24 protein-coding genes are annotated in these 24,099 nt (G+C 43.4%); 18 read left to right on the top strand and 6 right to left on the bottom strand.

Annotation, left to right across the window (positions count from 1 at the left end; genetic code table 11):
- Positions 1–197: 197 nt before the first annotated feature.
- The 10 genes from aroA (at position 198) to L865_RS0104920 (ending at position 10,169) form a co-directional block, all read left to right on the top strand.
- Positions 198–1,478: a 3-phosphoshikimate 1-carboxyvinyltransferase gene (gene aroA / locus L865_RS0104875; RefSeq protein ID WP_028772199.1), complete on the top strand. Its 1,281-nt coding sequence runs from the start codon at positions 198–200 to the stop codon at positions 1,476–1,478.
- A gap of 191 nt (positions 1,479–1,669) precedes the next feature.
- On the top strand, positions 1,670–2,359 hold the full coding sequence (gene cmk / locus L865_RS0104880; protein ID WP_028772200.1) for a (d)CMP kinase: 690 nt from the start codon (positions 1,670–1,672) through the stop codon (positions 2,357–2,359).
- 102 nt (positions 2,360–2,461) lie between these two features.
- Positions 2,462–4,129, top strand: coding sequence for a 30S ribosomal protein S1 (gene rpsA, locus L865_RS0104885; protein ID WP_028772201.1), 1,668 nt, complete (start codon positions 2,462–2,464; stop codon positions 4,127–4,129).
- Between the two features lie 72 nt (positions 4,130–4,201).
- Positions 4,202–4,489 (top strand): integration host factor subunit beta, encoded by a 288-nt coding sequence (gene ihfB, locus L865_RS0104890; RefSeq protein ID WP_028772202.1) that lies wholly within the window; start codon positions 4,202–4,204, stop codon positions 4,487–4,489.
- A gap of 122 nt (positions 4,490–4,611) precedes the next feature.
- On the top strand, positions 4,612–4,914 hold the full coding sequence (locus L865_RS0104895; RefSeq protein ID WP_028772203.1) for a LapA family protein: 303 nt from the start codon (positions 4,612–4,614) through the stop codon (positions 4,912–4,914).
- Positions 4,914–6,074, top strand: coding sequence for a lipopolysaccharide assembly protein LapB (gene lapB, locus L865_RS0104900; protein WP_028772204.1), 1,161 nt, complete (start codon positions 4,914–4,916; stop codon positions 6,072–6,074). The genes L865_RS0104895 and lapB overlap by 1 nt, the downstream gene beginning before the upstream one ends.
- Before the next feature lie 31 nt (positions 6,075–6,105).
- Positions 6,106–6,801, top strand: a complete 696-nt coding sequence (pyrF, locus tag L865_RS0104905; protein WP_028772205.1) for an orotidine-5'-phosphate decarboxylase — start codon at positions 6,106–6,108, stop codon at positions 6,799–6,801.
- A gap of 61 nt (positions 6,802–6,862) precedes the next feature.
- Positions 6,863–7,666, top strand: coding sequence for an SDR family oxidoreductase (locus tag L865_RS0104910; protein WP_028772206.1), 804 nt, complete (start codon positions 6,863–6,865; stop codon positions 7,664–7,666).
- A 35-nt stretch (positions 7,667–7,701) separates the two neighbouring features.
- Positions 7,702–8,244 (top strand): DUF2058 domain-containing protein, encoded by a 543-nt coding sequence (locus tag L865_RS0104915; RefSeq protein WP_028772207.1) that lies wholly within the window; start codon positions 7,702–7,704, stop codon positions 8,242–8,244.
- Between the two features lie 167 nt (positions 8,245–8,411).
- Positions 8,412–10,169, top strand: a complete 1,758-nt coding sequence (locus L865_RS0104920) for an acyl-CoA dehydrogenase (protein WP_028772208.1) — start codon at positions 8,412–8,414, stop codon at positions 10,167–10,169.
- Positions 10,170–10,224: 55 nt separating this feature from the next.
- Here L865_RS0104920 and dacB read toward each other — a convergent pair whose 3' ends face one another.
- Positions 10,225–11,580 carry a D-alanyl-D-alanine carboxypeptidase/D-alanyl-D-alanine endopeptidase gene (gene dacB / locus L865_RS0104925; RefSeq protein ID WP_245608395.1) on the bottom strand — a complete coding sequence of 452 codons (1,356 nt, stop codon included), beginning with the start codon at positions 11,578–11,580 and terminating at the stop codon, positions 10,225–10,227.
- A 154-nt stretch (positions 11,581–11,734) separates the two neighbouring features.
- Entirely contained in the window at positions 11,735–11,911 is a 177-nt protein-coding gene (locus L865_RS25710; protein ID WP_169732690.1) for a hypothetical protein, read from the bottom strand.
- A gap of 226 nt (positions 11,912–12,137) precedes the next feature.
- On the opposite strand from L865_RS25710, the gene L865_RS0104935 reads away from it, so the two are divergent.
- The 4 genes from L865_RS0104935 to L865_RS0104950 all read left to right on the top strand — a co-directional run bounded on the left by L865_RS0104935 (position 12,138) and on the right by L865_RS0104950 (position 15,131).
- A complete protein-coding gene (locus L865_RS0104935) occupies positions 12,138–12,470 on the top strand; it encodes a DUF1904 domain-containing protein (RefSeq protein WP_028772210.1) in 333 nt (110 codons plus the stop codon).
- A gap of 11 nt (positions 12,471–12,481) precedes the next feature.
- Entirely contained in the window at positions 12,482–13,795 is a 1,314-nt protein-coding gene (gene pssA / locus L865_RS0104940; RefSeq protein ID WP_028772211.1) for a CDP-diacylglycerol--serine O-phosphatidyltransferase, read from the top strand.
- A 108-nt stretch (positions 13,796–13,903) separates the two neighbouring features.
- Positions 13,904–14,647, top strand: coding sequence for a tRNA-uridine aminocarboxypropyltransferase (locus tag L865_RS0104945; RefSeq protein ID WP_028772212.1), 744 nt, complete (start codon positions 13,904–13,906; stop codon positions 14,645–14,647).
- Between the two features lie 220 nt (positions 14,648–14,867).
- The gene (locus L865_RS0104950; protein WP_157577453.1) at positions 14,868–15,131 is read left to right on the top strand and encodes a hypothetical protein; all 264 of its coding nucleotides are present in this window, start codon (positions 14,868–14,870) and stop codon (positions 15,129–15,131) included.
- A gap of 90 nt (positions 15,132–15,221) precedes the next feature.
- Here the strand turns inward: L865_RS0104950 and hmgA are convergent, their stop codons facing one another.
- A complete protein-coding gene (gene hmgA, locus L865_RS0104955) occupies positions 15,222–16,514 on the bottom strand; it encodes a homogentisate 1,2-dioxygenase (protein ID WP_028772214.1) in 1,293 nt (430 codons plus the stop codon).
- A gap of 223 nt (positions 16,515–16,737) precedes the next feature.
- Between hmgA and L865_RS0104960 the strand changes: the two genes are divergently transcribed.
- The gene (locus tag L865_RS0104960; RefSeq protein WP_051484451.1) at positions 16,738–17,223 is read left to right on the top strand and encodes a MarR family winged helix-turn-helix transcriptional regulator; all 486 of its coding nucleotides are present in this window, start codon (positions 16,738–16,740) and stop codon (positions 17,221–17,223) included.
- Between the two features lie 97 nt (positions 17,224–17,320).
- Here L865_RS0104960 and L865_RS0104965 read toward each other — a convergent pair whose 3' ends face one another.
- Together L865_RS0104965 and L865_RS0104970 are read right to left on the bottom strand one after the other, a co-directional pair.
- A complete protein-coding gene (locus tag L865_RS0104965; protein WP_028772216.1) occupies positions 17,321–17,500 on the bottom strand; it encodes a hypothetical protein in 180 nt (59 codons plus the stop codon).
- A 189-nt stretch (positions 17,501–17,689) separates the two neighbouring features.
- A complete protein-coding gene (locus L865_RS0104970; RefSeq protein WP_028772217.1) occupies positions 17,690–19,000 on the bottom strand; it encodes a Xaa-Pro dipeptidase in 1,311 nt (436 codons plus the stop codon).
- Positions 19,001–19,405: 405 nt separating this feature from the next.
- Between L865_RS0104970 and L865_RS25410 the strand changes: the two genes are divergently transcribed.
- Positions 19,406–19,579: a hypothetical protein gene (locus tag L865_RS25410; RefSeq protein WP_157577455.1), complete on the top strand. Its 174-nt coding sequence runs from the start codon at positions 19,406–19,408 to the stop codon at positions 19,577–19,579.
- 35 nt (positions 19,580–19,614) lie between these two features.
- On the opposite strand, the gene L865_RS0104980 is transcribed toward L865_RS25410, so the two are convergent.
- Positions 19,615–20,763, bottom strand: a complete 1,149-nt coding sequence (locus tag L865_RS0104980) for a serine hydrolase domain-containing protein (RefSeq protein ID WP_028772218.1) — start codon at positions 20,761–20,763, stop codon at positions 19,615–19,617.
- A 259-nt stretch (positions 20,764–21,022) separates the two neighbouring features.
- Here L865_RS0104980 and L865_RS0104985 point away from each other — a divergent pair, with 259 nt between their 5' ends.
- Both L865_RS0104985 and L865_RS0104990 read left to right on the top strand, forming a co-directional pair.
- Positions 21,023–21,574 (top strand): GNAT family N-acetyltransferase, encoded by a 552-nt coding sequence (locus L865_RS0104985; protein ID WP_028772219.1) that lies wholly within the window; start codon positions 21,023–21,025, stop codon positions 21,572–21,574.
- 442 nt (positions 21,575–22,016) lie between these two features.
- Complete coding sequence (locus L865_RS0104990) at positions 22,017–23,903, top strand: S8 family serine peptidase (protein ID WP_028772220.1); 1,887 nt, start codon at positions 22,017–22,019, stop codon at positions 23,901–23,903.
- Positions 23,904–24,099 lie beyond the last annotated feature (196 nt).

Genomic DNA, 24,099 nt, shown 5'->3' on the forward strand with positions numbered 1-24,099 from the left:
CGGATTAGAGTGAAATAAAAACACACAAAAGCAGGCCTATTTTGCAAAAAATGGTTGAATCCTGCGGCTCAATCAGTAATTTAATAACCACGAGGTTCAATGCTTGATTAGTCAGTATTTGAACAGCCCACCATTTTGTCGTGATGGTAATCTAAAAACTGCGAGCTCGGGTTCGCCATAAATCAAAGAAGTGATCAATGAAGCAATTACGACTAGAACCAATCAAACACGTTCAGGGCACCATTAATATCCCAGGCTCTAAAAGCATTTCAAATCGTGCACTACTACTGGCAACACTCGCCAGTGGCACAACAACACTGACTAATTTATTAGACTCAGATGATATTCGCTACATGTTAGCCTCGCTCAAACAACTTGGGGTTAAATTTAGTCTGTCTGAGAATAATACTGTATGTGAGCTTGAAGGGTTAGGGCGACCACTCACCACGACAGAAGCGCAAACCTTGTTTTTGGGTAACGCTGGCACCGCTATGCGTCCGTTGTGTGCGGCATTAGCACTGGGAGCGGGAGAGTTTACGTTAACCGGTGAACCTCGTATGGAAGAGCGCCCCATTGGCGATTTAGTCGATGCACTGAGAACCTTAGGCGCTGATATTACTTATTTAAAAAATGACGGTTTTCCGCCTTTAACCATTAATGCCACAGGGATTAATGGTGGTGATGTCGATATTGCCGGTGATCTATCCAGCCAATTTCTTACCGCTTTATTGATGGTCACACCGCTAGCTAAAGGCCAAGTTAATATCAATATTACTGGCGAGCTTGTCTCTAAACCTTATATTGATATTACCCTAGCGTTAATGGAACGTTTCGGAGTCAAGGTCATTAATCAAGATTACAAACGCTTTGAAATACCGGCAAATCAACAGTATCAATCCCCAGGTTCCGTATTAGTAGAAGGTGATGCATCTTCAGCATCCTATTTCTTAGCAGCGGGCGCCATTCAAGGTGGCGAAGTTAAAGTCACCGGTGTTGGGCTTAAGAGTATTCAAGGCGATGTTAAATTTGCCGATGTGTTAGAAAAAATGGGCGCACAGATCACCTGGGGCGATGACTATATTATTGCCAAAAAAGGGGAGTTGAACGCTATCGATTTAGATATGAATCATATTCCAGATGCGGCCATGACCATTGCCACGGCGGCTATGTTTGCCAAAGGCACGACGACCATGCGCAATATCTATAACTGGCGTATTAAAGAAACCGATCGACTGGCAGCGATGGCAACGGAGCTTCGCAAAGTGGGCGCTACCGTCGATGAAGGACATGATTACATCAGCATTACGCCACCGAGTGTGCCGCATACTGCGGCCATTGATACCTATAACGATCACCGGATGGCGATGTGTTTTTCAATGATGGCGTTCGCAGATTGTGGCATAACCATTAACGATCCTGATTGCACCTCTAAGACTTTTCCAGACTATTTCACTCAATTTGCTAGCTTAGCAGAGTAAAATCCTAGATGTATCACTAGCGCCAGCCAATAGCTGGCGCTAGTTCCTGTTTGTTTCCTGAATCAATTTGTTTTCAAGAGTAAGTTTTTACCGCTTTATACTGTGAATTGGTATATAATGCGCGCGCTTATTTTTTCGTAGACTTATTAACGAATCTTTTAGGGATGATGGATTTTATTTTGGAGAATCATATGTCACAACGGGCTCCTATTGTCACAATCGACGGCCCTAGCGGTGCTGGGAAAGGTACCATTAGTCAGCTTTTGGCGGACCGTTTAGGATGGAAGCTTCTTGATAGTGGTGCAATTTATCGAGTATTGGCGCTAGCCGCTTTACACCACAATGTCAGCGTTGAAAATGAAGAATCTTTAGCCTTACTGGCCGCGCACTTAGACGTGCAATTCATTACCAACAAAGATAATGGCATTAAAGTTGTCCTAGAGGGTGAAGATGTATCGAAAGCGATACGTAGCCAAGAGTGCTCTAATGCGGCGTCAAAAGTGGCCGCTTTTCCTCGAGTAAGAGAAGCGTTATTACGTCGCCAACGCGCGTTTAACGAAGCACCTGGCCTGATCGCAGATGGGCGAGATATGGGCACAGTGGTCTTCCCGAATACACCGGCCAAATTATATTTGACAGCTTCTGCTGAAGAAAGGGCGCAAAGACGCTATAATCAGTTGCAGGACAAGGGCTTCGATGTTAATATCGACCGTCTTTTGACCGAGATTAAAGAGCGAGATGACCGCGATATGAATCGCCCGGTTGCACCTTTAGTCCCAGCAGAGGATGCATTAGTTATTGATACCACGGGTGTGAGTATCGATGATGTATTGCACCAATGCTTGAGTCACATTGAAGATAAATTATCAAACCTTGCATAAATGTGTGAGGTTTTTTGCCATTCGCAACAAGGATGATGCGGATAACTATACTGACTCCACGTCTAGGATAGACCGTGGTTTATTACTTAAAGTAAATTAAACATGACTGAATCTTTTGCTGATCTATTTGAACAATCCCTTCAACAACTTGAGTTCCGTCCAGGTTCTATCGTTCGCGGCGTAGTAGTACGCATCGAAAACGGTACTGTACTTGTTGACGCTGGCCTTAAGTCTGAAAGCCCAATCCCAGCTGAACAGTTCAAAAACGCTCAAGGCGTACTTGAAATCGCTGTTGGCGACGAAGTTGACGTTGCGCTTGACTCTGTTGAAGATGGTTTCGGTGAGACTCAACTTTCTCGTGAGAAAGCTAAGCGTCACGAAGCTTGGATCGTTCTAGAAAAAGCTTACGAAGATGCTGAGACTGTAATCGGTATCATCAATGGTAAGGTTAAAGGCGGTTTCACCGTTGAATTAAACGGCATCCGTGCATTCCTACCAGGTTCTCTAGTTGACGTTCGCCCAGTTCGCGATACTGCTCACCTAGAAAACAAAGAACTAGAATTCAAGGTTATCAAGCTAGACCAGAAGCGTAACAACGTTGTTGTTTCTCGTCGTGCTGTTATCGAATCTGAAAGCAGTGCAGAGCGTGATGCTCTTCTTGAAAACCTACAAGAAGGTCAATCAGTTAAAGGTATCGTTAAGAACCTTACTGACTACGGTGCATTCGTAGACCTAGGTGGCGTTGACGGTCTTCTACATATCACTGATATGGCTTGGAAGCGCGTTAAGCACCCATCAGAAATCGTTAATGTTGGTGACGAAATCAACGTTAAAGTACTTAAGTATGACCGTGAGCGCACTCGTGTATCACTAGGTCTTAAGCAACTTGGCGAAGATCCATGGTTAGAAATCAGCAAGCGCTACCCAGAAAACACTAAGTTAACTGGTCGCGTAACTAACCTAACTGACTACGGTTGTTTCGTTGAAATCGAAGAAGGCGTTGAAGGTCTTGTTCACGTTTCTGAAATGGATTGGACTAACAAGAACATCCACCCATCTAAGGTTGTTAACCTAGGTGACGAAGTAGAAGTTCTTGTACTAGATATCGACGAAGAACGTCGTCGTATCTCTCTAGGTCTTAAGCAATGTAAAGTTAACCCATGGGATGACTTCGCAGAGCGCTTCCAAAAAGGCGACAAGGTTTCTGGTAAGATCAAGTCAATCACTGACTTCGGTATCTTCATCGGTCTTGACGGCGGCATCGACGGTCTAGTTCACCTTTCAGACATTTCTTGGAACGGTACTGGCGAAGAAGCTGTTGCTGAATACAAGAAAGGCGACGAAATCTCTGCAGTAGTACTTTCAGTAGACCCTGAGCGTGAGCGTATCAGCCTAGGTGTTAAGCAAACTGAAGACGATCCTTTCAATGCATACCTTGCAGATAAGAAGAAAGGTGCTATCGTAAACGGTACTGTTACTGCAGTTGATGCTAAAGGTGTAACTATTGAGCTAGCAGAAACCGTAGAAGGTTATCTACGTGTTGCTGATATCTCACGTGAGCGCATCGAAGACGCTTCTACTGTATACTCAGTAGGTGACGCTGTTGAATCTAAGTTCATGGGCGTTGATCGCAAGAACCGTACTATCAGCCTATCTATCCGTGCGAAAGATGAAGCTGATGAGAAGGAAGCGATGGCTAACTTGAACAAGCAAGATGACGTTGCAATGAGCAATGCCATGGCTGAAGCGTTCAAAGCAGCTCGTAAGTAAATCGCCTGAAGTTCGGGGGTGCTTGCACCCCTGTTAGGTGACTGTGTTTGGCTTGATAATAGAGGGTATAGGATGACAAAATCCGAACTGATCGAAAAACTTGCCACTAGGCAGTCGCAGCTGTCGGCAAAAGAAGTAGAAAGTGCAATTAAAGAGATGTTGGAGCAAATGGCTCAAACATTAGAAGGCGGTGATCGCATTGAGATCCGTGGCTTTGGTAGCTTTTCTCTTCATTATCGTGCACCGCGTACTGGTCGTAATCCTAAAACTGGCACTTCAGTTGAATTGGATGGCAAGTATGTACCGCACTTTAAGCCTGGCAAGGAACTGCGCGAACGCGTTGATCTCGTCAACTCGTAAATGAGTTTGTTTTAAAAGCCTCCAACTGGAGGCTTTTTTGTGCCTATCTTTTAGGTAACGCTGGCTAGTTAGGTGAAATTCTTAGATAATTGGCGTCTATGACCGAGTAAATGGAGAACAAGGTGAAGTCTTTTATTGTAACCATATTAGTCGCGCTGTTTTTTGTATTAGCACTGATATTCGGTGCGCGTAATGAACAAGTGGTAACCATCAGTTACTTTGTCGCTCAAGGCGAGTATCGTCTTCCTGTCGTGTTAGCCGTGGTTTTTCTCGCTGGATTTTTAGTAAGCTGGCTATTTGCTATCTACCATATTACTCGTATGCGCCTCACGGTTAGGGCGTTAAAAAAAGAAAATCAATTACTTCAAGGTAAACAACCGCCTGTCGAAACCGCGGTTTCGGTTGCCAAGGACGCTAACGCTTAATGTTAGAGATTTTATTTTTGCTTTTGCCCATCGCAGCTGGCTACGGTTGGTATATGGGGCGGCGTAGCGTTCGCCATAAGCAAAAAACTCAGCGCAAGCAGATGAGCCGTGATTATTTTACTGGCCTTAACTTTCTGCTTTCTAATGAATCTGACAAAGCAGTTGATCTATTTATTTCGATGTTAGATGTCGATGACGATACCATCGATACCCATCTCTCTTTAGGCTCACTATTTCGTAAACGCGGAGAAGTCGACCGCTCGATCCGCATTCATCAAAACCTCATTGCCCGCCCAAGTTTAACTACAGAGCAACGCGACATTGCGATGATGGAGTTAGGTAAAGACTATCTTGCAGCGGGTTTTTATGACCGCGCCGAAGAAATATTTATCAATCTAGTTGAGCAAGACGATCACAGCGAGGAAGCAGAAGATCAGCTTATCGCTATCTATCAAGTCACAAAAGAGTGGCAAAAAGCACTTGGCATTATTAAAAAGCTTAAGCGTAAGCGCCAGCAGACGCTAAAACACCTTAGTGCGCATCTTTGCTGTGAATTAGCAGCAGAACAATCCGATAAGTCGGAATCTTTAGCACTGTTTCAACGGGCGTTAAAGTTCGATAATCAATGTTGCCGGGCATTAATTGCTGCTGCCCAGTGTTATTTAGATGCCAAAGAGTATGCCAAAGCAAATGAATGTTTGCAGCGGATTATTGATGCAGATATCGCGTTTTTCCCTGAAGCGCTCAATATTGCCAAACAAACCTTTAAGGCGTTGGGAGATAACCAAGGCTATGAAGACTTGCTGCGTCAAGCGCTATCCCAAGGGGGCGGGGCAAGTGTGGCTATTACTCTGGCGCAACACATGATTGAGCTAGGTGAAATAAAAGAAGCCGAACAATTGGTGTTAGATGGATTATACCGTCACCCAACCATGAAAAGTTTCCAGCATTTGATGAAAATGCATCTGCAACAAGCGGAAGATGGTCAAGCAAAAGAGAGTTTGACCATGTTAGAAAAGCTTGTTGAACAACAGATTAAGTTCCGCCCAGGTTACCGCTGTATAGAGTGTGGCTTCCCATCCCATCGACTCTATTGGCACTGTCCGTCTTGTAAAAATTGGGGCAGTATTAAGCGCCTGCGCGGCTTAGATGGTGAGTAACGATAACAACGCAAAGCAATTGGAGAACATAATGAGTAATAAACCTATCATTGTCGCTTTAGATTATGACAACAAAGATACCGCTTTGCAGCTTATCGACCAGCTTGACCCAAGTATGTGTCGATTGAAAATCGGCAAAGAGATGTTTACTTTATTTGGTCCGCAATTAGTCAAAGATATTCACAGTCGAGATTTTGATCTGTTTCTTGATCTAAAGTTTCATGATATCCCTAACACCGTCGCTAAAGCGGTAAGCGCAGCGGCCGAACTTGGCGTATGGATGACCAACGTCCATGCAAGCGGCGGCTTGGCAATGATGGAAGCGGCCAGTAAAGCGCTACAAAGCTATGGCGATGATGCGCCGATGCTCATTGCCGTGACTGTGCTGACATCTATGAGCGATCAAGACTTAGCGCTGCTCGGTATTGATGTTAGTGCTGCCGACCACGTTAAGCGATTAGCTGGGTTAACTCAGCAGGCTGGTTTGGATGGCATCGTCTGCTCAGCGCAAGAGGCTCAAATGCTTAAGCAGCAATTTGGACAAGATTTTAAATTAGTCACGCCAGGCATTCGACCAGTAGGGGCAGAACAAGGTGACCAACACCGCGTGATGACCCCAGCCAAAGCGCTAAGCGCAGGATCAGATTACTTAGTAATTGGCCGACCAATAACCAAAGCAGACAAACCTTTAGAAGCGCTAACCGCTATCTACCAATCGATAAAATAAGTTGACTAATCAGTCAAACCTTTTAGGTTGGACGCTTAACTGAAATACGGTCGGAGTAACTATGTTTGATTACCAAGGCAAGAACGTTGTTGTAATTGGTGGTACAAGCGGCATCAATTTACAAATAGCTAAGTCCTTTGCAGCACAAGGTGCCAATGTGGCGGTAGCAAGTCGTAGCCAAGATAAAGTCGATGCAGCAGTCAGCGCGCTTAACAGTGTTAACCAAAGTGGTGTTCACTTAGGAGTGAGTTTCGATGTTCGCGACGTTAATGCGGTAGCCCAAGGTTTTACTACGATTGTTGAACAGTTTAAAAATATCGATGTATTAGTTAGCGGTGCAGCAGGTAACTTTCCTGCAACTGCGGCGAAGCTCTCTGAAAATGGTTTTAAATCCGTTGTTGATATCGACTTACTGGGCAGTTTCCATGTGATGAAGCAAGCTCATCAATATCTTACTCGGCCCGGGGTCATTATTCAGATTAGTGCACCGCAAGCGTATATTGCCATGCCAATGCAAAGTCATGTCAGTGCAGCAAAAGCCGGCGTGGATATGCTGACTAAGAGCTTAGCACTGGAGTGGGGCGCTGAAGGAATTAGAGTTAATTCCATTGTCCCAGGCCCAATTGCCGATACAGAAGGATTTAATCGCCTAGCACCGAGTGAAGCTTTGCAACAGCGGGTCGCACAGAGTGTACCTTTGCAACGCAATGGCGCTTGCCAAGATATCGCCAACGTAGCGTTATTTTTGGCATCGCCAATGGCTAGTTATGTCACTGGCACGGTTATTCCAGTGGATGGTGGTTGGTCATTGGGCGGTGCCAGTATGGCAATGGCTGAGCTAGGCAGGTTGGCACAGCAACAGTAACCGGTTTTAAAAAGTAAATAATAGCGAGATGTAAAATGGCTAACCCATTTCAAGAACAACTGCTCAAAGCAGGCCTTGTCAGTAAGCAAAAAGTGCAAAAGGCTAAAACGCAAAAGCGTAGAGACAGAAAAGCAAAAGTTGATGACGGCAGTGACGCATTAAAAGCTGAGATCGCAGAGAAGAAACGTCTGCAAGCAGAAAAAGATAAAGCGCTTAATACCGAACGTTTTAATCAAGCTAACGAAAAAGGGTTAGTGCGTGGTTTAGTCACTGAGTTTACTCGCTTAGCAATTAAGCCACCGCAGTCTGCGGAGATAAAGTTTAACTACACGTTAAATAATAAAATTTTTGCGGTTTATGTTGATGATAAATTGCAGAACCAGTTGCTTAACGGCCAGTTAGGTATTGTTCGTCATGATGATACTAGTTACCTAGTGCCGCATAAGTTAGCAGAAAGGGTTAACTTGTTAGTACCAGATTGGTGTGGCTATCTTTGGCAGGCAACCGACAATACGACTCAGGTGGAAGAGGACGACCCTTATGCAGATTATGTTATCCCAGATGACTTAATGTGGTAATGGTTACCGCCATATAGCCCTAAGCGCAAGCTTGGGGCTTTTTTTTGCTTAGGCTTTACCGATTAGCATCACAGATTAACGGTGGATAGGTTAAAAAAAGGTTTGCTTTAACCTTAGAGTACGTTAAATTAAAACAACTGTTTTAATCCCATGTTTGAGAGAGTCGAATGAACCCATACCAAGCTCCACTGACTGAAATGCGCTTTTTATTAGAAAAGGTGTTTGACGCACCAGCCACTTGGGCGCAAACGCCAGCTTTAGCTGAAGCCGTCGACCTTGATACTGCAAGTGCTATTTTGGAAGAAGCTGACAAAATCAGCCGAGAGCTAATTCATCCTATAAATAGAGAAGGGGATGAGCAAGGTGTGCGCTTTGAAGATGCTAAGGTGATCACACCCGATGGCTATAAACAAGCCTATGACCAGTATGCTGAAGGGGGTTGGGTTGGTCTATGTGGCGATCCTGAGTATGGCGGTATGGGTATGCCTAAAATGCTTGGCGTACTTGTAGATGAAATGGCTTATAGTGCATGTAACGCCTTTACCTTGTATGGCTCACTCACCGCTGGTGCTGCACTGGCGATCAATGCCCACGCGACAGCAGAGTTAAAAGAAAAATACTTGCCCAATTTGTACAGTGGCCAATGGGCCGGTGCTATGGATATGACAGAGCCTCAAGCGGGTTCCGATTTACGTAATATCCGCACTAAAGCCACGCCTAACGACAATGGTAGTTACCATATCACAGGTAGCAAGATATTTATTACTGGTGGCGATCATGATTTAACCGAAAACGTTATCCATCTGGTGTTAGCAAAACTGCCGGATACCAACGGTATTAGCCTGTTCTTAGTGCCTAAATATAAAGTCGATGACAATGGTAGTATCGGCGCAGCCAATGGCGTGACTGTGGGCTCAATTGAGCACAAAATGGGCCTCAAAGGTTCTGCAACCTGTGTGATGAACTTTGACGCAGCCGAAGGCTATTTGGTCGGTAAGCCTAACCGCGGCTTAGTGTGTATGTTCACTATGATGAATTACGAACGCTTAGCAATTGGCATTCAAGGTTTAGGCACCTCGCAAGCAGCGTATCAAATGGCTGCCGATTATGCCAAAGAGCGGGTACAAGGTATTGCAGCCGGCGGCTCTCCCACTGGCGCAACGAGCGATCCGATTATCGTCCATGGTGATGTTCGCCGTATGCTATTAACCATTCGCGCGCTAACTGATGCTGGGCGAGCTTTGTCAGTGTTTACCGGTAAACAACTGGACTTAGCTAAGCATGGAGAAGGTGAGGTAAAAGCCAAAGCTGCTCGCTACGTAGGCCTACTGACCCCGGTGGCAAAAGCCTTTTTGAGTGACCGAGGATTAGATGCGGCAATCATGGCGCAGCAAGTGTTTGGTGGCCATGGCTATATTCGTGAAACAGGTATTGAGCAATTGGTCCGTGATACACGTATTGCGCAAATTTACGAAGGCACCAATGGCATTCAAGCGATTGACTTTTTGGGCCGTAAAACCACTGGCGATAACCTAGTAGCTTTGACTGAATTTAGTGAAGAGTGTCTATCGACATTGGCGCAATTACAATCAGTTAGCGATAAAGACAAATTGGCACTCAGTCAGCGTTTTGATGCCTTACTTTCAACAGCTAAATATATCAACGCCAACAAATTAAGCGCTCCGGCACTGATCAATGCCTGTGCTGTGGATTTCCTCGATGCATTTGGCTACCTCATCTATGGCTATTACAGTGTGTTATTAGCCGACAGAGCCGTAGGCCACGAAGACCAACAATTTGCCGATATCAAGTTGGCGGTCGCCAAGTTCTATATGGATAAATTACTGCCTAAAGTAGACTATCATCTTGCTCAAGTGGATGCTGGTGATAGGGCGATTATGCAGGTCGACCAAGATTTATTCTGATAGGCATTGGTTTTAATGAAAAGCCACAGCATAAAGTGCTGTGGCTTTTTTTGTCCTATTGATTGCTAGGCGGTTGGCTTCTATCGAGCAAACTTTGCAAAAACAACGCATTGAAAGGGGCTAACTGTTGTTCTTTCTCATTAGGACTTAAACCATTTTCTAGTATGACAAACAGCGTATCAGCGAAGCGCTTTGTATGAATAAAACCTGCCAAATTATCCACCCCTTGCATTGAGCCCGTTTTGGCGGCAACAGCACCAGCTAGGGGAGCTTGGGTGTACAGCGATTTATATCTCAACGTACCACTCTTACCCGATATCGGTAAAAGCTCACGTAAGTATTTGAATTTTGGCTCTGTATGGATCAGCGTTAAAACTTGCGCTAGTTGATTAGCCGTTATTAGGTTGTAACGTGACAAGCCTGAACCATCCGCGATTTGCGCGTGTTTAATGTCGACACCAAGATCGGTTAAAGCCGATGCCATCGCTTGGGCGCCATTATTGAAATTTCCTTGACGTTGATAAAAACGTTGTCCAAGTTGCTTAAACAGACTGTCAGCAATGAGGTTATCAGAATCTTCCAGCATTGTTTTGAGTAGTGCGGTTAATTTTTGCGAGCGATGTTCAGCAATCAGGAACAGATCAGCTGGCGAGCGCTCTATTACGTAAACACCTTTAGCCACTGAAATTTGACTGTGGCTCAGTAGGCTAGATAAGGTTTTTTGCGCGTACAGTCCGGGATCAGATACTGCAATCGCTAGGGGTAATGTTTTGTTGTCCGCATGACAACCACTGATGTGATAATGATTCTCAGGCAAGCGTTTTAGATCTAAATGGCAAAATGTTTTGTCGCGGGTTTTATCAAATGTAGCGGACGTTGTAATCACTGCTGGTAGATAGTTAGGGTACACGACTCTGCTTTGCTTACTGGCCAGCTTGGGCTTTAACTGTGCCTTGATACAGTTTTGGTTTATTACAAAGTCAGAGACAGGCGCCGCATAACAGATCCCAAGGTCGTCCCACACCCAACCGTTTGCTTGGGTTTGGCTACTGTTATTGCCGACAAGATAAACTGCGCCATCAACATGTTCAACGCCATGTTGTTTAAGTTGTAATAGTAAACTGCGGATCTCATCACTGGATAGGGTCGGATCGCCATTGAACTCTATGAACAGATCGCCCTGTAAATGCCCGTGAACGATTGGGCTTGCCGCTTTAAGCTGAGTTTGGAAACTAAAATCCGGGCCTAATAGATAACTTGCAGTGACTGCGGTTAACAATTTTTGAGTACTGGCAGGTAACATCAGCGTATCGGCGTTCTGTTCAAAAATTAGCTTGCCGCTAGCCAAGTCTGTTGCTGTTATGGCGATTTGTGAATGGGGCGGTTGAATAACCTTTAGCACATTAGCCATGTAATCTGCGGCCAGCGCACTCTGTGAGGCGCCCCAAAGTATTGCTAATGTTGTTAGCCGTTTTAGCATGGATAGTAATTATGACGGTATGATGCCAAGCATTATGTCGAGCCTAGCGATTAAGTTCAAACCCTATACCTGAGTAAATAGGCTTTTATTGAGGATCGCTTGGTTCATCCTTTTCCATAAGGCGATATAGTTTGATGGTCACAAAGGTCACTAAGCCAAAAAATAGTGGTAACACCAATAATCCAAGTTCAGCTTTAAAGTGAAAAATTAACCAAGCCGCGAGCAGGGTACCAGCAAGAGTAAGTAGCAGTTTTATATTCATTAGGGTAAGGCAAGTATCTAAGTTTCTATATTGCTAATCTAACAGGTATAGCCTGCGGTTAACGTGAGGATGTTAGAATTTTCAAACAAAATTATTCGCTCTTGTTCAATTGGTTACAATTAAGTCAAATTGATGGGCACTGTTAACCAATTTAACAGAAAAACCTTGCCCAATCGCCGTTAAATCGGTAGTTTCTTAAGCCTTATAAAGAAAGCACGGGATTGCTATGCCACACATACGGATGAGAGGGCTACCAGAACATATAGTCGCTCAGCTAAGTCAGACCTTATTAAAAGATTTAGCCAGTGTTACCCAGATAAAACCTGACGCTTTTACGTTAGATTGGGTGCCAAGTATCAGTTACCGTGGCGGGAATATTGACATATCAGTCGTACAGGTCGAAGTCCTGTGGTTTCCAAAAGCACCCGAAATCCAAGACGAAGTAGAGCGAACGATTCGCAAACAATTATTGACTGTCTACAGCCAGGCTACTCATATTGCCATTTTGTTTACCGCACTTGAACCACGCGGCTACTATCGTAATGGGACCCATTTTTAAAGGAGGATACCTTGCTGGATAAGCTTGGTGGAATAGCATTATCACCTGACGCTTTACGCTGGTTACACACCCCAGAAAAGCTTAAGTCAGAGTTGATCTCGCAAATCAATGCAGCAAAGCATTCTATTTATATTGCGGCACTTTATTTAGAAGATGATGAAGCGGGTAGAGAAGTTTTAAAGGCCCTCATCGATGCCAAAAACCGTAATCCGCAGTTAGACGTAAAAGTACTGGTAGATTTTCATCGTGCTAGACGCGGCCTGATCGGTCATAAAGGCGATAGTGGCAACTACTTAATGTACCGTAAAGCGAATGCAGAGACCGAGAACCCTATCGATATTTTAGGTGTACCGGTTAAGTCTCGCGAATTTATGGGCGTGTTGCACTTAAAAGGTTTTGTGATTGATGACACAGTGATCTATAGCGGTGCCAGCATTAACGACATCTATCTGCATCAAAATGAAAAATATCGTTTTGATCGTTATCATGTCATTGAATCGGCTGAGCTTGCTAGAAGTATGCGGCAGATGATCAAAACCTATTTGGTTGACGATATTGCCGTTTGCTCTTTATCACAAGATAAAGACTGTGAAACGTTACCAGAGAAAAATGATGTTCGCAGCTTAAAGCTACGTTTAGGTAAAGCGCAATACAAATTCGAATCAACCAGTATTGGTAACCGTGTCACGCCCATTGTGGGTCTTGGGCGTAAGAAGAACAAACTCAATAAGTTAGTGGTTGATATGGTATCGCAATCACGTCAACACTTATTTATTTGCACTCCTTATTTTAATCCGCCTTACATTTTAGCAAGAGCACTCGCTAAGCATTTACGAGACGGTAAGCGCATTGATATTGTGGTAGGCGATAAAACCTCGAATGACTTTTATATTCCACCAGAAGAAGAGTTTTCTACTATTGGTGCTTTGCCTTATATGTATGAGCAATCGTTACGTAAATTTGCTAAAAGGCAGCAATGGGCAATTGAAAGTGGCCAGCTTAATATACATTTGTGGAAACATGGCCGAAATAGCTATCATTTAAAAGGGATTAGTGCTGACAGCAAGCAGCATCTAATCACCGGGAGTAATCTCAACCCTCGCGCGTGGGCACTAGATTTAGAAAACGGCCTATTATTGCAAGATGAATGCGGTGCCTGGAAAGACAGTTTTGAGCAAGAGCAGCAACATATACTCGAGCATACTGAACGTTTGTACCATTATAGTCAGATAGAGACGTTAACCAACTATCCGGCACCAGTTCGTAAAATCATGACCCGAATCCGGCGTTTAAAAGCCGATTTCTTGCTCCGGAGGATCCTATAGTTGCAATTTAATAAGGTGGTAAAGGGAATCCTTTGCCACCTTATCGATTCAAGCATCGTATACTTAACAACACACCGCCATCTAACGTTCTTATCAATCGGAATCTCTATGTCGCTGCCGCAACACGCTGTGCATCGTTTGTACCAATATCGAAAAGCCATATCTAGTCGCCCTTACATGGCGCGGGGTAAGAACTTAGTGCGTTGTGAGCTTTGTCTATTGGCGCAAAAGTTCTGTACCTGTCACGCTAGAAAGGTGCTTGATTCAAAGGTCAGTTTTTTACTGATTATGTACGACGATGAAGTGCTTAAACCCAGTAACTCAGGCCGCTTAATCGCAGACTTAATCGAAGATACCCATGCCTATATTTGGTCCCGAACCCATGTGAATCGTAAAGTGCTGCAATTGCTTAGCGATCCGCAATACCAACCCTATCTGATATTTCCCAGTGAATATGCCGAGAAAAGCCAACAGGTCGTAACTGAAATTCAGCCCCATGCTGATTCAGATAAAAGGCCGCTGTTTGTTTTACTTGATGGAAGTTGGCGCGAGGCAATTAAAATGTTTCGTAAATCGCCTTATCTTCATCAGCTTCCTATGCTTTCATTTACGCCAGAATCCGTGGCAACCTATGGGTTACGTAAAGGCAGTCGCGACTTTCAGCTCGGGACCGCTGAAGTGGCCAGCTTAGCACTGGGGGCAGCAGGAGAGATTAACAATCTACAGGCCCTTAGTGCTTGGTTTGACTTATTTATTCAATCGTCTCTATTTAGCCGCAGCCGTAAGAGTACTCACGACACATCGATATTAGATGAGTTAGAGCAGCAATTTGTCGTTAGCGCCCAGCTGTAGACACACCAACCACATCGTGACAATCTCTTTAGAATCGGTAGCTCCCGTGAGGATTGATATAAAATTTACATGGCTTGTTGTAGCGCTCGGTGCCTAGGTTCAGTGATCAATTTACCAGAATAGGACTAGACAATAAGTTGGCAAAATACTGCAGTAGTGGTTATATTGAATAGAACAGCCATTTAATTTGCATAACTAGTGATGCTGAGGAGCGATGAGCGTGATACTAAAACCACTCAAGCATGCTTTTAAGCGTCCATTTAACAGATGGTCTTATGTGATAGGTCTGGTGATACTAACCCATAGCGTGTCCGTATCAATTAATAGCGATAAGCTAGATCATCGTCTGTCCAATAAGTCCGAGGCAGCAGGCAAACTAGAAATAGCCGCATTCAATCGCTATCAAGTCAGTAAAGTCTGTAAAGAGAATCGTTGGGAGTTTTGCCAAACCTGGCGAGATTACCGTTATCGGCTCGTGGCTTAGCCTAACAGCTTCAACTTAATGTCGAAATTTAAGACGGTAAGCGTGACCCAAAGGGGCTATCAGCCCCTTTTGTCGTTTTAGACCTTTCTATTAAGCCTTAAACAGTTTACGTATTCCTTGCCAACAGTCGCTGTAATTAGGCTGGCGGGTTTCACCATTAAGCGCATAGTGAGTAGGCTCGATAATATAACGAGACTCAAACATAAAGGCGAGGGTGTTTTCATATCGCTGTGGGGCCAACTCAGCATTAGAGGCTTTATCAAATACATCGGCTTCAGGACCATGAGGTGACATGCAATTGTGTAAACTAGCACCTCCTGGCACAAATCCATGCTCCTTCGCGTCATATACACCTTCAATGAGTCCCATAAACTCACTCATCATATTTCTATGATAGTAGGGCGGTCTGAAGGTGTTCTCTGCAACCATCCATCGCGGCGGAAAAATAACAAAATCGATATTTGCTACACCTGGTGTACCAGACGGCGAGGTTAAAACGGTGAATATCGATGGATCAGGATGATCGAAACTGACGGTATTCATCACATTAAAACGGGAAAGGTCATACTTGTAAGGTGCGCTGTTTCCTGTCCAAGCCACAACATCCAACGGTGAGTGGTTCAAATCACAACGAAATAGATTACCAGCAAATTTTGTTACCAGTTCAAAGTAACCCTCACGGTCTTCAAAAGCCGCAACTGGGTATTGGAAGTCTCTATCATTAGCATAACCATTAGCGCCAACGGGTCCACGTTCAGCTAAAACGTAGGGGTGACCATAATTTTCACAAATATAGCCACGTGCATGTTCGCTTAATAGTTCAACTGAAAACTTAATTCCTCTTGGAATTACCGCTATTTCGCCTTTTGATAGTGACAGTTTACCGCATTCGGTGTGAAGAATGAGCTCGCCCAATTCTGGGACGAATAACAGCTCGCCATCGGCATTACAAAAATAGCGATCTGTCATAGAGCGATTAGCGGCGTAAATATGGATACCAATCCCGGCTTGCCCAGTTACGCTACCATTAGCAGCCATCGTCACTAGCCCATCAACAAAATCTGTATTTTCAGTAGGTAAGGGAACAGGATCCCAACGCAACATGGTAGGCGGTGGGGTCGCTTCAGTAATTGGCGCGCTGCGAAGTAAACCATTATCTATTTGCTGATATTCTCCCTGTACCACAGATGGACGGATTCGATAGAACCAGTTACGACGATTATCCGCTCTTGGGGCTGTAAAGGCGGTAACATTAAATTGTTCAGCATATAAATCGTATTTGACCTTTTGCGGACTAAACTGACCAATTGGTAGTGCTCCAGGCAGTGCTTCGGTTTCAAACTCATTGCCAAAGCCTGTCATGTATTCGATATTGCCTGCCATTGCCTCATCCTCTTATGCCGTTACAGTGCTAATTGTTTGTGTTATGCTTTAAAACTACTCTCACGTGAGAATAGATTCAAGTCAGAGCCGACAAAAGCAACAGGAAATAGGCCCTAGCGGCTGGCAAGATATACGCCCACAGTGGCAGCTAAACTTTACAAACGCCTTTGCAGACAACGAATGCTTTCGATGCGCTTAAGTAAACAACGAGAATAGACAATTTATGGATAACAATCTCCCACCGCTTAGCGCTGCAAACATCCAACTGTCTTTGGCAGAGTTTCTGCCTTATAAACTAGCAAAATTAAGCCATCAGATAAGTGATAGCCTCGCTAAGCAATATCAACAACAATTAGGCTTATCGGTGCCGGAGTGGCGAATATTGGTGCATGTGGCCGATATGGCAGCCCGCACAAGTAGTTATGTCAGTGGTAAACAGATCACTCAAGCAGCATCTTTAGACAAGTCTACCGCGTCTAGGGCGGTACAATCGCTTGTGAACAAAGCTTATTTGATAAAACATCGAGATCCGGCCGATAAACGTTCGGCGTTGCTATCATTAACGATAGAAGGAGAAAGGCTGGTACAAACCATTATGCCGCTAGCCATAGAATGGCAACAGGCATTACTGCAAGGACTAAGCTCGAAGCAATTGGAAGATTTTAATCAAGTGTTAGATATCCTGAGCCAGAAACTCAATGATATCTAACATTCATTAGCCATGTAACGCTATTACTTTTTTGGTGTCGCCATTACCAATACAACGGCACACACGATAATTGTTCCAATAACAATAATACTATTCATTACTTACCTCGTTGAAAGATTTGTTTTAAAGCTAAATAGCTTCCAACAGCAATAATCGCTGTAGGAATCAAAATAATGGAGATATTAAATAACAGCTTAGTAAGCGGGATCAGCATATAAGTCGTGACGGTAAATGCTAAAACTGTTGCCACCACGATTAACAAAATGTTTTGCTTCATAACCCACTGACACTCCGACTGAAGACATACTGTTTAGTAGTGGTTATTATCACAAGAGAGGCTTAGTTGGGGCTTAATTGAATATTGAAAATGGTAGAAACTTAGTTACTACCCTACAAACCTAGTTAGCAAATTAATGCTAACCAGGCTGTTTGAGTTAAGTGGTTAAAGGACGAAATTGTGTAACCATTACTGATTTTTATAGACTTTGCCGTCTTTCATTACAAAGCTGACACTTTCTAGTAAAGCAATATTGGAGATAGGGTTGCCATCGACAGCTATGATATCTGCGAGAAAACCGGCTTTGATTTGACCTAGATTGTCCTGTTGCAATAGTGCCGCACTGTTGATTGTAGCTGATTGCAGCGCCTGCATCGGAGTCATTCCAAACTTAACCATTCTTGAGAACTGTTTACCGTTATCACCGTGAGGGTAAATAGCAGCGTCTGATCCAAATACCATATTGGCGCCTGCATTGACCGCTAACCGAAAACTTTCTCGCTGTGCTTTGGAAACTAACTTCTCTTTATTAATATTCTCTTCTGGTACGCCATTAGCTGCACCAAAAGCCAATGTGTACTCGGTATTATAGATATCACATGACAAGTAGGTGCCAGCTTTGAGCGCCATATTGATGGCTTCATCATCCATAAAACTGCAATGTTCTATGCTATCTACCCCCGCTTTAATAGACGCTTTTATGCCATTAGTACCATGGGCATGGGAAGCAACCGTTAAGCCACGCATATGCGCTTCATCTACGGCAGATTTAATCTCTTCGTAGGTTAACTGTTGTACGCCAACTTTCGTGCCCTTAGAAAACACACCACCTGTTGCACATACTTTAATGGCATTGGCGCCATATTTAATATTTTCTCTCACTTTTGCCCGCACAGCCCAAGGGCCGTCTGCTACACCTTTTGCTTTCTGGGCTTTTTCAGGTGCTGAAAAATTGTCATCACAATGACCGCCGGTAATACTAATAGAATGGCCAGTTGCCCATATTCGTGGCCCGGCTATCTCACCAGCATTAATTCCATCTCGTACACCAATAACAGCATAACCTGACGCGCCAAGGTTTCTTACTGTGGTAAACCCAGCCATTAAGGTTTTGTTGGCGTTCTTTACAGCTTTAACGGTTTGTCTAGGTAATGAATACTCTCTTGAGGCTAGAAAGTTATCCTCAGCATCTCCAGTCAAATGCACATGCATATCCATCACACCGGGGATTAATGTTTTGCCAGACAAATCGATAACTTCAGCATGGTCAGTTACAGGTTTATCTTTATAACTCTCTATCTTAGTAATGATATTACCTTCGATATATACCGCGACATCGTCTATTACCTTGCCCGCTTTAACATCTACATAGGCGTCTGCAATAAGTATCTTATGTTGCGCTTCTGCAGCTGAGATTTGTGGGCTTATAAAAACAGTAGAAAAGGTCATTATTGAGGTGAGCTGCATCAACTTGCGCAGCGTTAGTGTTGGCTTAACCATCTTAGTGGTTTCCTTATTGTAATTGTTAAAACTTGTAAGGCAGTCAATATGCTACGTTAGCATCACTTGCTTACCAAGAGCAATTAGCAACTAAGGAACAGTAGGGCAAGTAGTTAACAAGCGAAACAATATTTTGTGATGAAAGTGATCTTTTTGATCTGCACCCACGCAATGCATTTTGAAACAGACATTGTTTCACCATCGTCTACTAAGCAAACTTCACCAGTTTGCTTAGTACATTACCTGCCTTGATGAACTTTACCTTTAAGCTTATCCCTCTGTTGAAAGGGTATACCCATTTAGTACCCTTTCATTCTTTTAACGCTTTCGTATTTTGTTCATACAGCGGTTTAAGCTAAGTTGATGGGGGACGGCAAGCGCAACAAGTATAAAGGAACTTTAAAAATGAAAAAAGCGCACTTAGTCGCGCTTGCATTCGGCATCAGCGTGGGATTGTCCAACTTTGCTAACGCGATTGATACGGCTTGGCTTTATGATTGCCAAAACACTTATCGCGAATATGGTAATACACAATATTATGGTGAGCAATTTAAAGCTTGCAAAGCACGCTGTCGTTAAAAATCAAACAAAATTATATAGGTGATGTTTTACTATCACCCTTTATGACTCTTCTCATATTGCTCAAATACGTCTGACCAAAACTGGGAACCGAGTTCCGCAATAACCCGCGACTCCCCATTGAGCAGTATAGCCATACCCACATTGAGCTCTGGTGAGTAAGCCACTTCAGCGACGTATCCGGCGACCCAACCAGCGTGATAAATAAGCTCTTTACCATTGAAGTCATACACGCGCCAGCCTTTGCCATAATGAGCGTTATCTAGATGTTCTCGCCAATCTCTACGACGTAATTCTTTTCGGGTACGAACCCCAGGTTCCGTAATATCAGACAGAAGTATTGGGCTAAGTACATCAGGTCTATTACCCATGTTTGCCATAAGCCATTTAGAGATATCGCTGATGCTGGCGTTAACACCTGCTGCAGGTGCCAACTGATAGTAGTTTGGCTTTACGGTTACTTGCCTAAACCCTGATTTGGTTTTGACATGAGGTTCAGCGCGATTTTTGGTGGTAAGAAAGTTATCGATTCCTAAAGAGGCACTGGTCATTTTTAATGGCGTAAAGATGCGCTCATTGATTAATGTTTCATAGGATTTACCCGTTGTCTCTTCAATAGGCTCTTGGATAAGTGAAAAAGCAATATTTTGGTAGCTATAGCACTTTCCGGGCGTACACATTGGGGTTAATTTAGAAAACTTGGGGATTATCTTTTCCAACTTACCATTGGCATTAATGATGTTGTCGTAACTATTGGGCATTAAGCCGGTACTTTGACCAATGACATGGCCTAAGTTAATGTCTTTGCCTGCAGTGGGTCCGGCGAGTGTAAAGTCAGGTACATACTTATTGACCGGCTCTTCCCAGGAAAACTTACCTTCTTGTACCAGCATAGTTGCTAGGGTACCCGCAAATGTTTTAGATACGGACGCTAATCTAAAAACCGTGTCAGCGTTAACATTAAGATCACCGCCTATTTTGCGCTTGCCGTAGGTACTCAGTTTGATGATCTTATCGTCTTTAACAATAACAAAAGCCCCACCAGGAACATTATTGGCTTTTAGCTGTTTATGAAATTCGGTTTTGAATCGATCACTGATACCTGTGTAGGTAGTTGCCTCGGAAAACTGAGGTACAGCAGCTAACGTTAGACCAACTATTGATATTATTGACTTTAATGACATGAAAATACCGTACTGATTAGGCGCAGTGCACCCTTATTCTTATCTTATTATGCTAAATCATCTGCTAGAAAAACTGCAGATGTGATAAATATATCTGCAACCGGCAACTATCTTAACCAAGTCACTTTAAGGATGTAAGCGCTATTTTAATAAATCCTTAATCTGGGCATAATACGTCGATTTTGTCGCCAGTTTTTGTCATTTTATCGACTTTATTGCACATAGGCTCGGCGAATACTTTGGCTCTAAAGGGGAACCTATGCCAACAATCAACAAACAGACGTTGCATTATCGACTGCTTGATGACAGTGATGCTTTGCTGATGTATGACTTAGACAGTAACCCCAATGTGATGCGCTATATTACCGGTGGACGTACTTCTACTATGGATGATATCACTCAGTTGATGCTACCAAGGTTAAATGCATATCGTAATGCAGATAAAGGGTGGGGGTTATGGGGCGTATTTACAAAGTTAGAAAAACAAAGAGACAGTTTTATTGGCTGGATATTAATAAGGCCCATGCACTTTTTTGGCCCAAAGCCGAATTTTAATAATTTAGAAATTGGCTGGCGATTTAAAGAGTCATGTTGGGGCAAAGGAATAGCGACTCAAGCGGCTAAACACACCCTAAATAAATTATGTTGCATGCAAGATATAACCACTATCAGTGCAATCGCTGAGCCTGATAATCTGGGGTCTATTAATATAATGGCCAAACTAGGTATGGACTTTGATAGCTATCAACAAGAGCAAGGACCATTTGACGGAAAACCAGTTAAAGTAGCCTTATATTCTAAGTCGGTTTGATTGAAAGTTAATATTGGCAACCATTCAATCTTGTTAAAGCAAATTGTTTTATTACACCTGATAGCGCTTACATTAACAAATAACACTTATTGATGATAAACTGTCAATTTTATCGGTACTAAAGTATTATCAATGTAAGCTATCAAACTTTAAATCTTTGGTCATTACCTCTTACAGTCTTGGCGGTATTCACTGTTATTATGCAGCATTCTAGCAATTACCGACATATGCAGCATGAAAAGCAATCCTTTTAAGATGATTCCTCTAAATGAGCGATTCTCGGTCTTTTTTACGTCTATTTAAACCTATTTGTAAATCATATGTTACAAAACGTATCTATGGAGATTATTAGATCGAACCAGTCTAATTTTTTATTAATTGTATTTGTACTAAGTTAATTCAGCCCTGAGGCAAAACTAATAATATAATAAATGGAGTTAACATGTATAAAAAGCAATTAACAGCACTTGCGGTCGCAGCAAGTTTAAGTCAGTTTGGTTTGAGCGCAGCGGAATATCAGGCTGAATTCATACCTGCACCAAGTGAAAATGCAATTGAAGATAATTATATCGTTGTTTTCAATACACCCAGTGTACTTAACATTAATAATAACGCAGCTATCGCTGATTTTGCAGTGCAACAATCTAAAGCGCTATCTAATAAATATGATGTTACTGTTAAACGAACTTTCGGTAATACCCTTAATGGTGTTTTAGTCAAAGCTGACAAACATCAGCTCAAGGCTTTACAGCAAGACAGCAGTGTAAAGTACATTGAACAAGACCAACTTATGTCGATTTCACCTTTAGCGGCAACCAATGCCGACCAGGTTAGCCCTACATGGGGCTTAGATAGAGTTGATCAACGTGACTTGCCATTGGATAACAATTACCACTATGACTTTGATGGTAGCGGCGTAACCGCATACGTTATTGATACTGGCGTACTCAACAGTCACAGCGAATTTGGCGGTCGCTCTACCAGTGGTTACGACTTTATAGACAATGACAGCAATTCAACTGACTGTAACGGCCATGGTACTCACGTTGCGGGCACCATTGGCGGCGCGACTTATGGTGTGGCTAAAAACGTTAATATTGTTGGCGTTCGCGTATTGGGCTGTTCTGGTTCAGGTTCTAATTCCGGTGTGATAGCCGGTATTAACTGGGTAAAGAACAATGCCAGCGGGCCGTCTGTCGCCAATATGAGCTTAGGTGGCGGCGCTTCACAAGCGACTGATGATGCGGTAAATGCTGCAGTAGCAGCAGGGATTACCTTTGTAGTGGCGGCCGGTAACGACAATAGCAATGCCTGTAACTATTCACCGGCCAGAGCGAGTGATGCACTTACTGTTGGGTCAACCACTAGCAGCGATAGTCGTTCGAGTTTTTCTAATTACGGCTCATGTCTAGATATTTATGCACCGGGTTCTAGCATTACTTCAGCTTGGTACACTTCTAATAGTGCAACGAATACTATCAGCGGTACATCGATGGCAGCGCCTCATGTTGCAGGGGTTGCAGCACTCTATCTGGATGAAACGCCAAATTCTTCTCCCACTCAAGTTGAGTCAAAATTAATATCTCAGTCATCGAGCAATAAAGTATCAGACGCTAAAGCGGGTTCTCCTAATCAATTGTTGTTTAGTCTTAACGGTGATGGCGGTGGTTGTGGTAGTAACTGCCCGGTTGATGAAACAGAACTTAGCAATAATACCGCTGTCACGGTTAGCGGACAGACAGGCTCTGAAACAATGTACTTTATAGATGTTCCTGCAGGCGCAAGTAACTTCTCGGTTAACCTTGCGGGCGGTAGCGGTGATGCGGATATCTATGTACAGCAAGGCAGTGCGCCAACGCAATCTAGCTACCAATGTCGACCATACAAAAACGGTAACAACGAATCGTGCAGCTTCTCTTCACCTACCGCAGGCAAATGGTATGTGATGGTAAGAGGCTATTCGAGCTATAGCGATGCAACATTGACCGCAAGTTATACCACCGGCAGTGGAACATGCTCGACTAGTGACTGTTTAGAAAATGGGGTGGCGAAGACTAATCTAACTGCGTCTACCTCTTCGCAGGATTTCTATAAGATAGATGTGCCTGCCAATAAAACCCTTACAGTGTCTATGTCAGGCGGCAGTGGTGATGCGGACTTGTATGTAAGAGCGGGGAGTAAACCCACTACAGCGAGTTATGATTGCCGACCTTATCTCAATGGTAATAATGAAACGTGTACCATAAACTCAGGTAGTGGCGGTACTTTTCATATTATGCTTAGAGCCTACAGTACTTATAGTGGTGTAAGCGTTACAGCAAGTTACTAATTGGTTTTAATGATTGTTTACTAAGAGAGGCTAACAGCCTCTCTTTTTTTGCCTGTAAAACGTAAGTAGATATGTATTAACTGGCTTTTAGCATGGAGAGCTTGTTACAATTTTTGCTGTTTAGGTAATTAAAATGCTACGGCAATTAGTAGATTGCAGCTGTGCATCACCAACGACAAGTAGCTAATAAAATCTA

This window comes from Shewanella waksmanii ATCC BAA-643 (assembly GCF_000518805.1).
Taxonomy (GTDB): domain Bacteria; phylum Pseudomonadota; class Gammaproteobacteria; order Enterobacterales; family Shewanellaceae; genus Shewanella; species Shewanella waksmanii.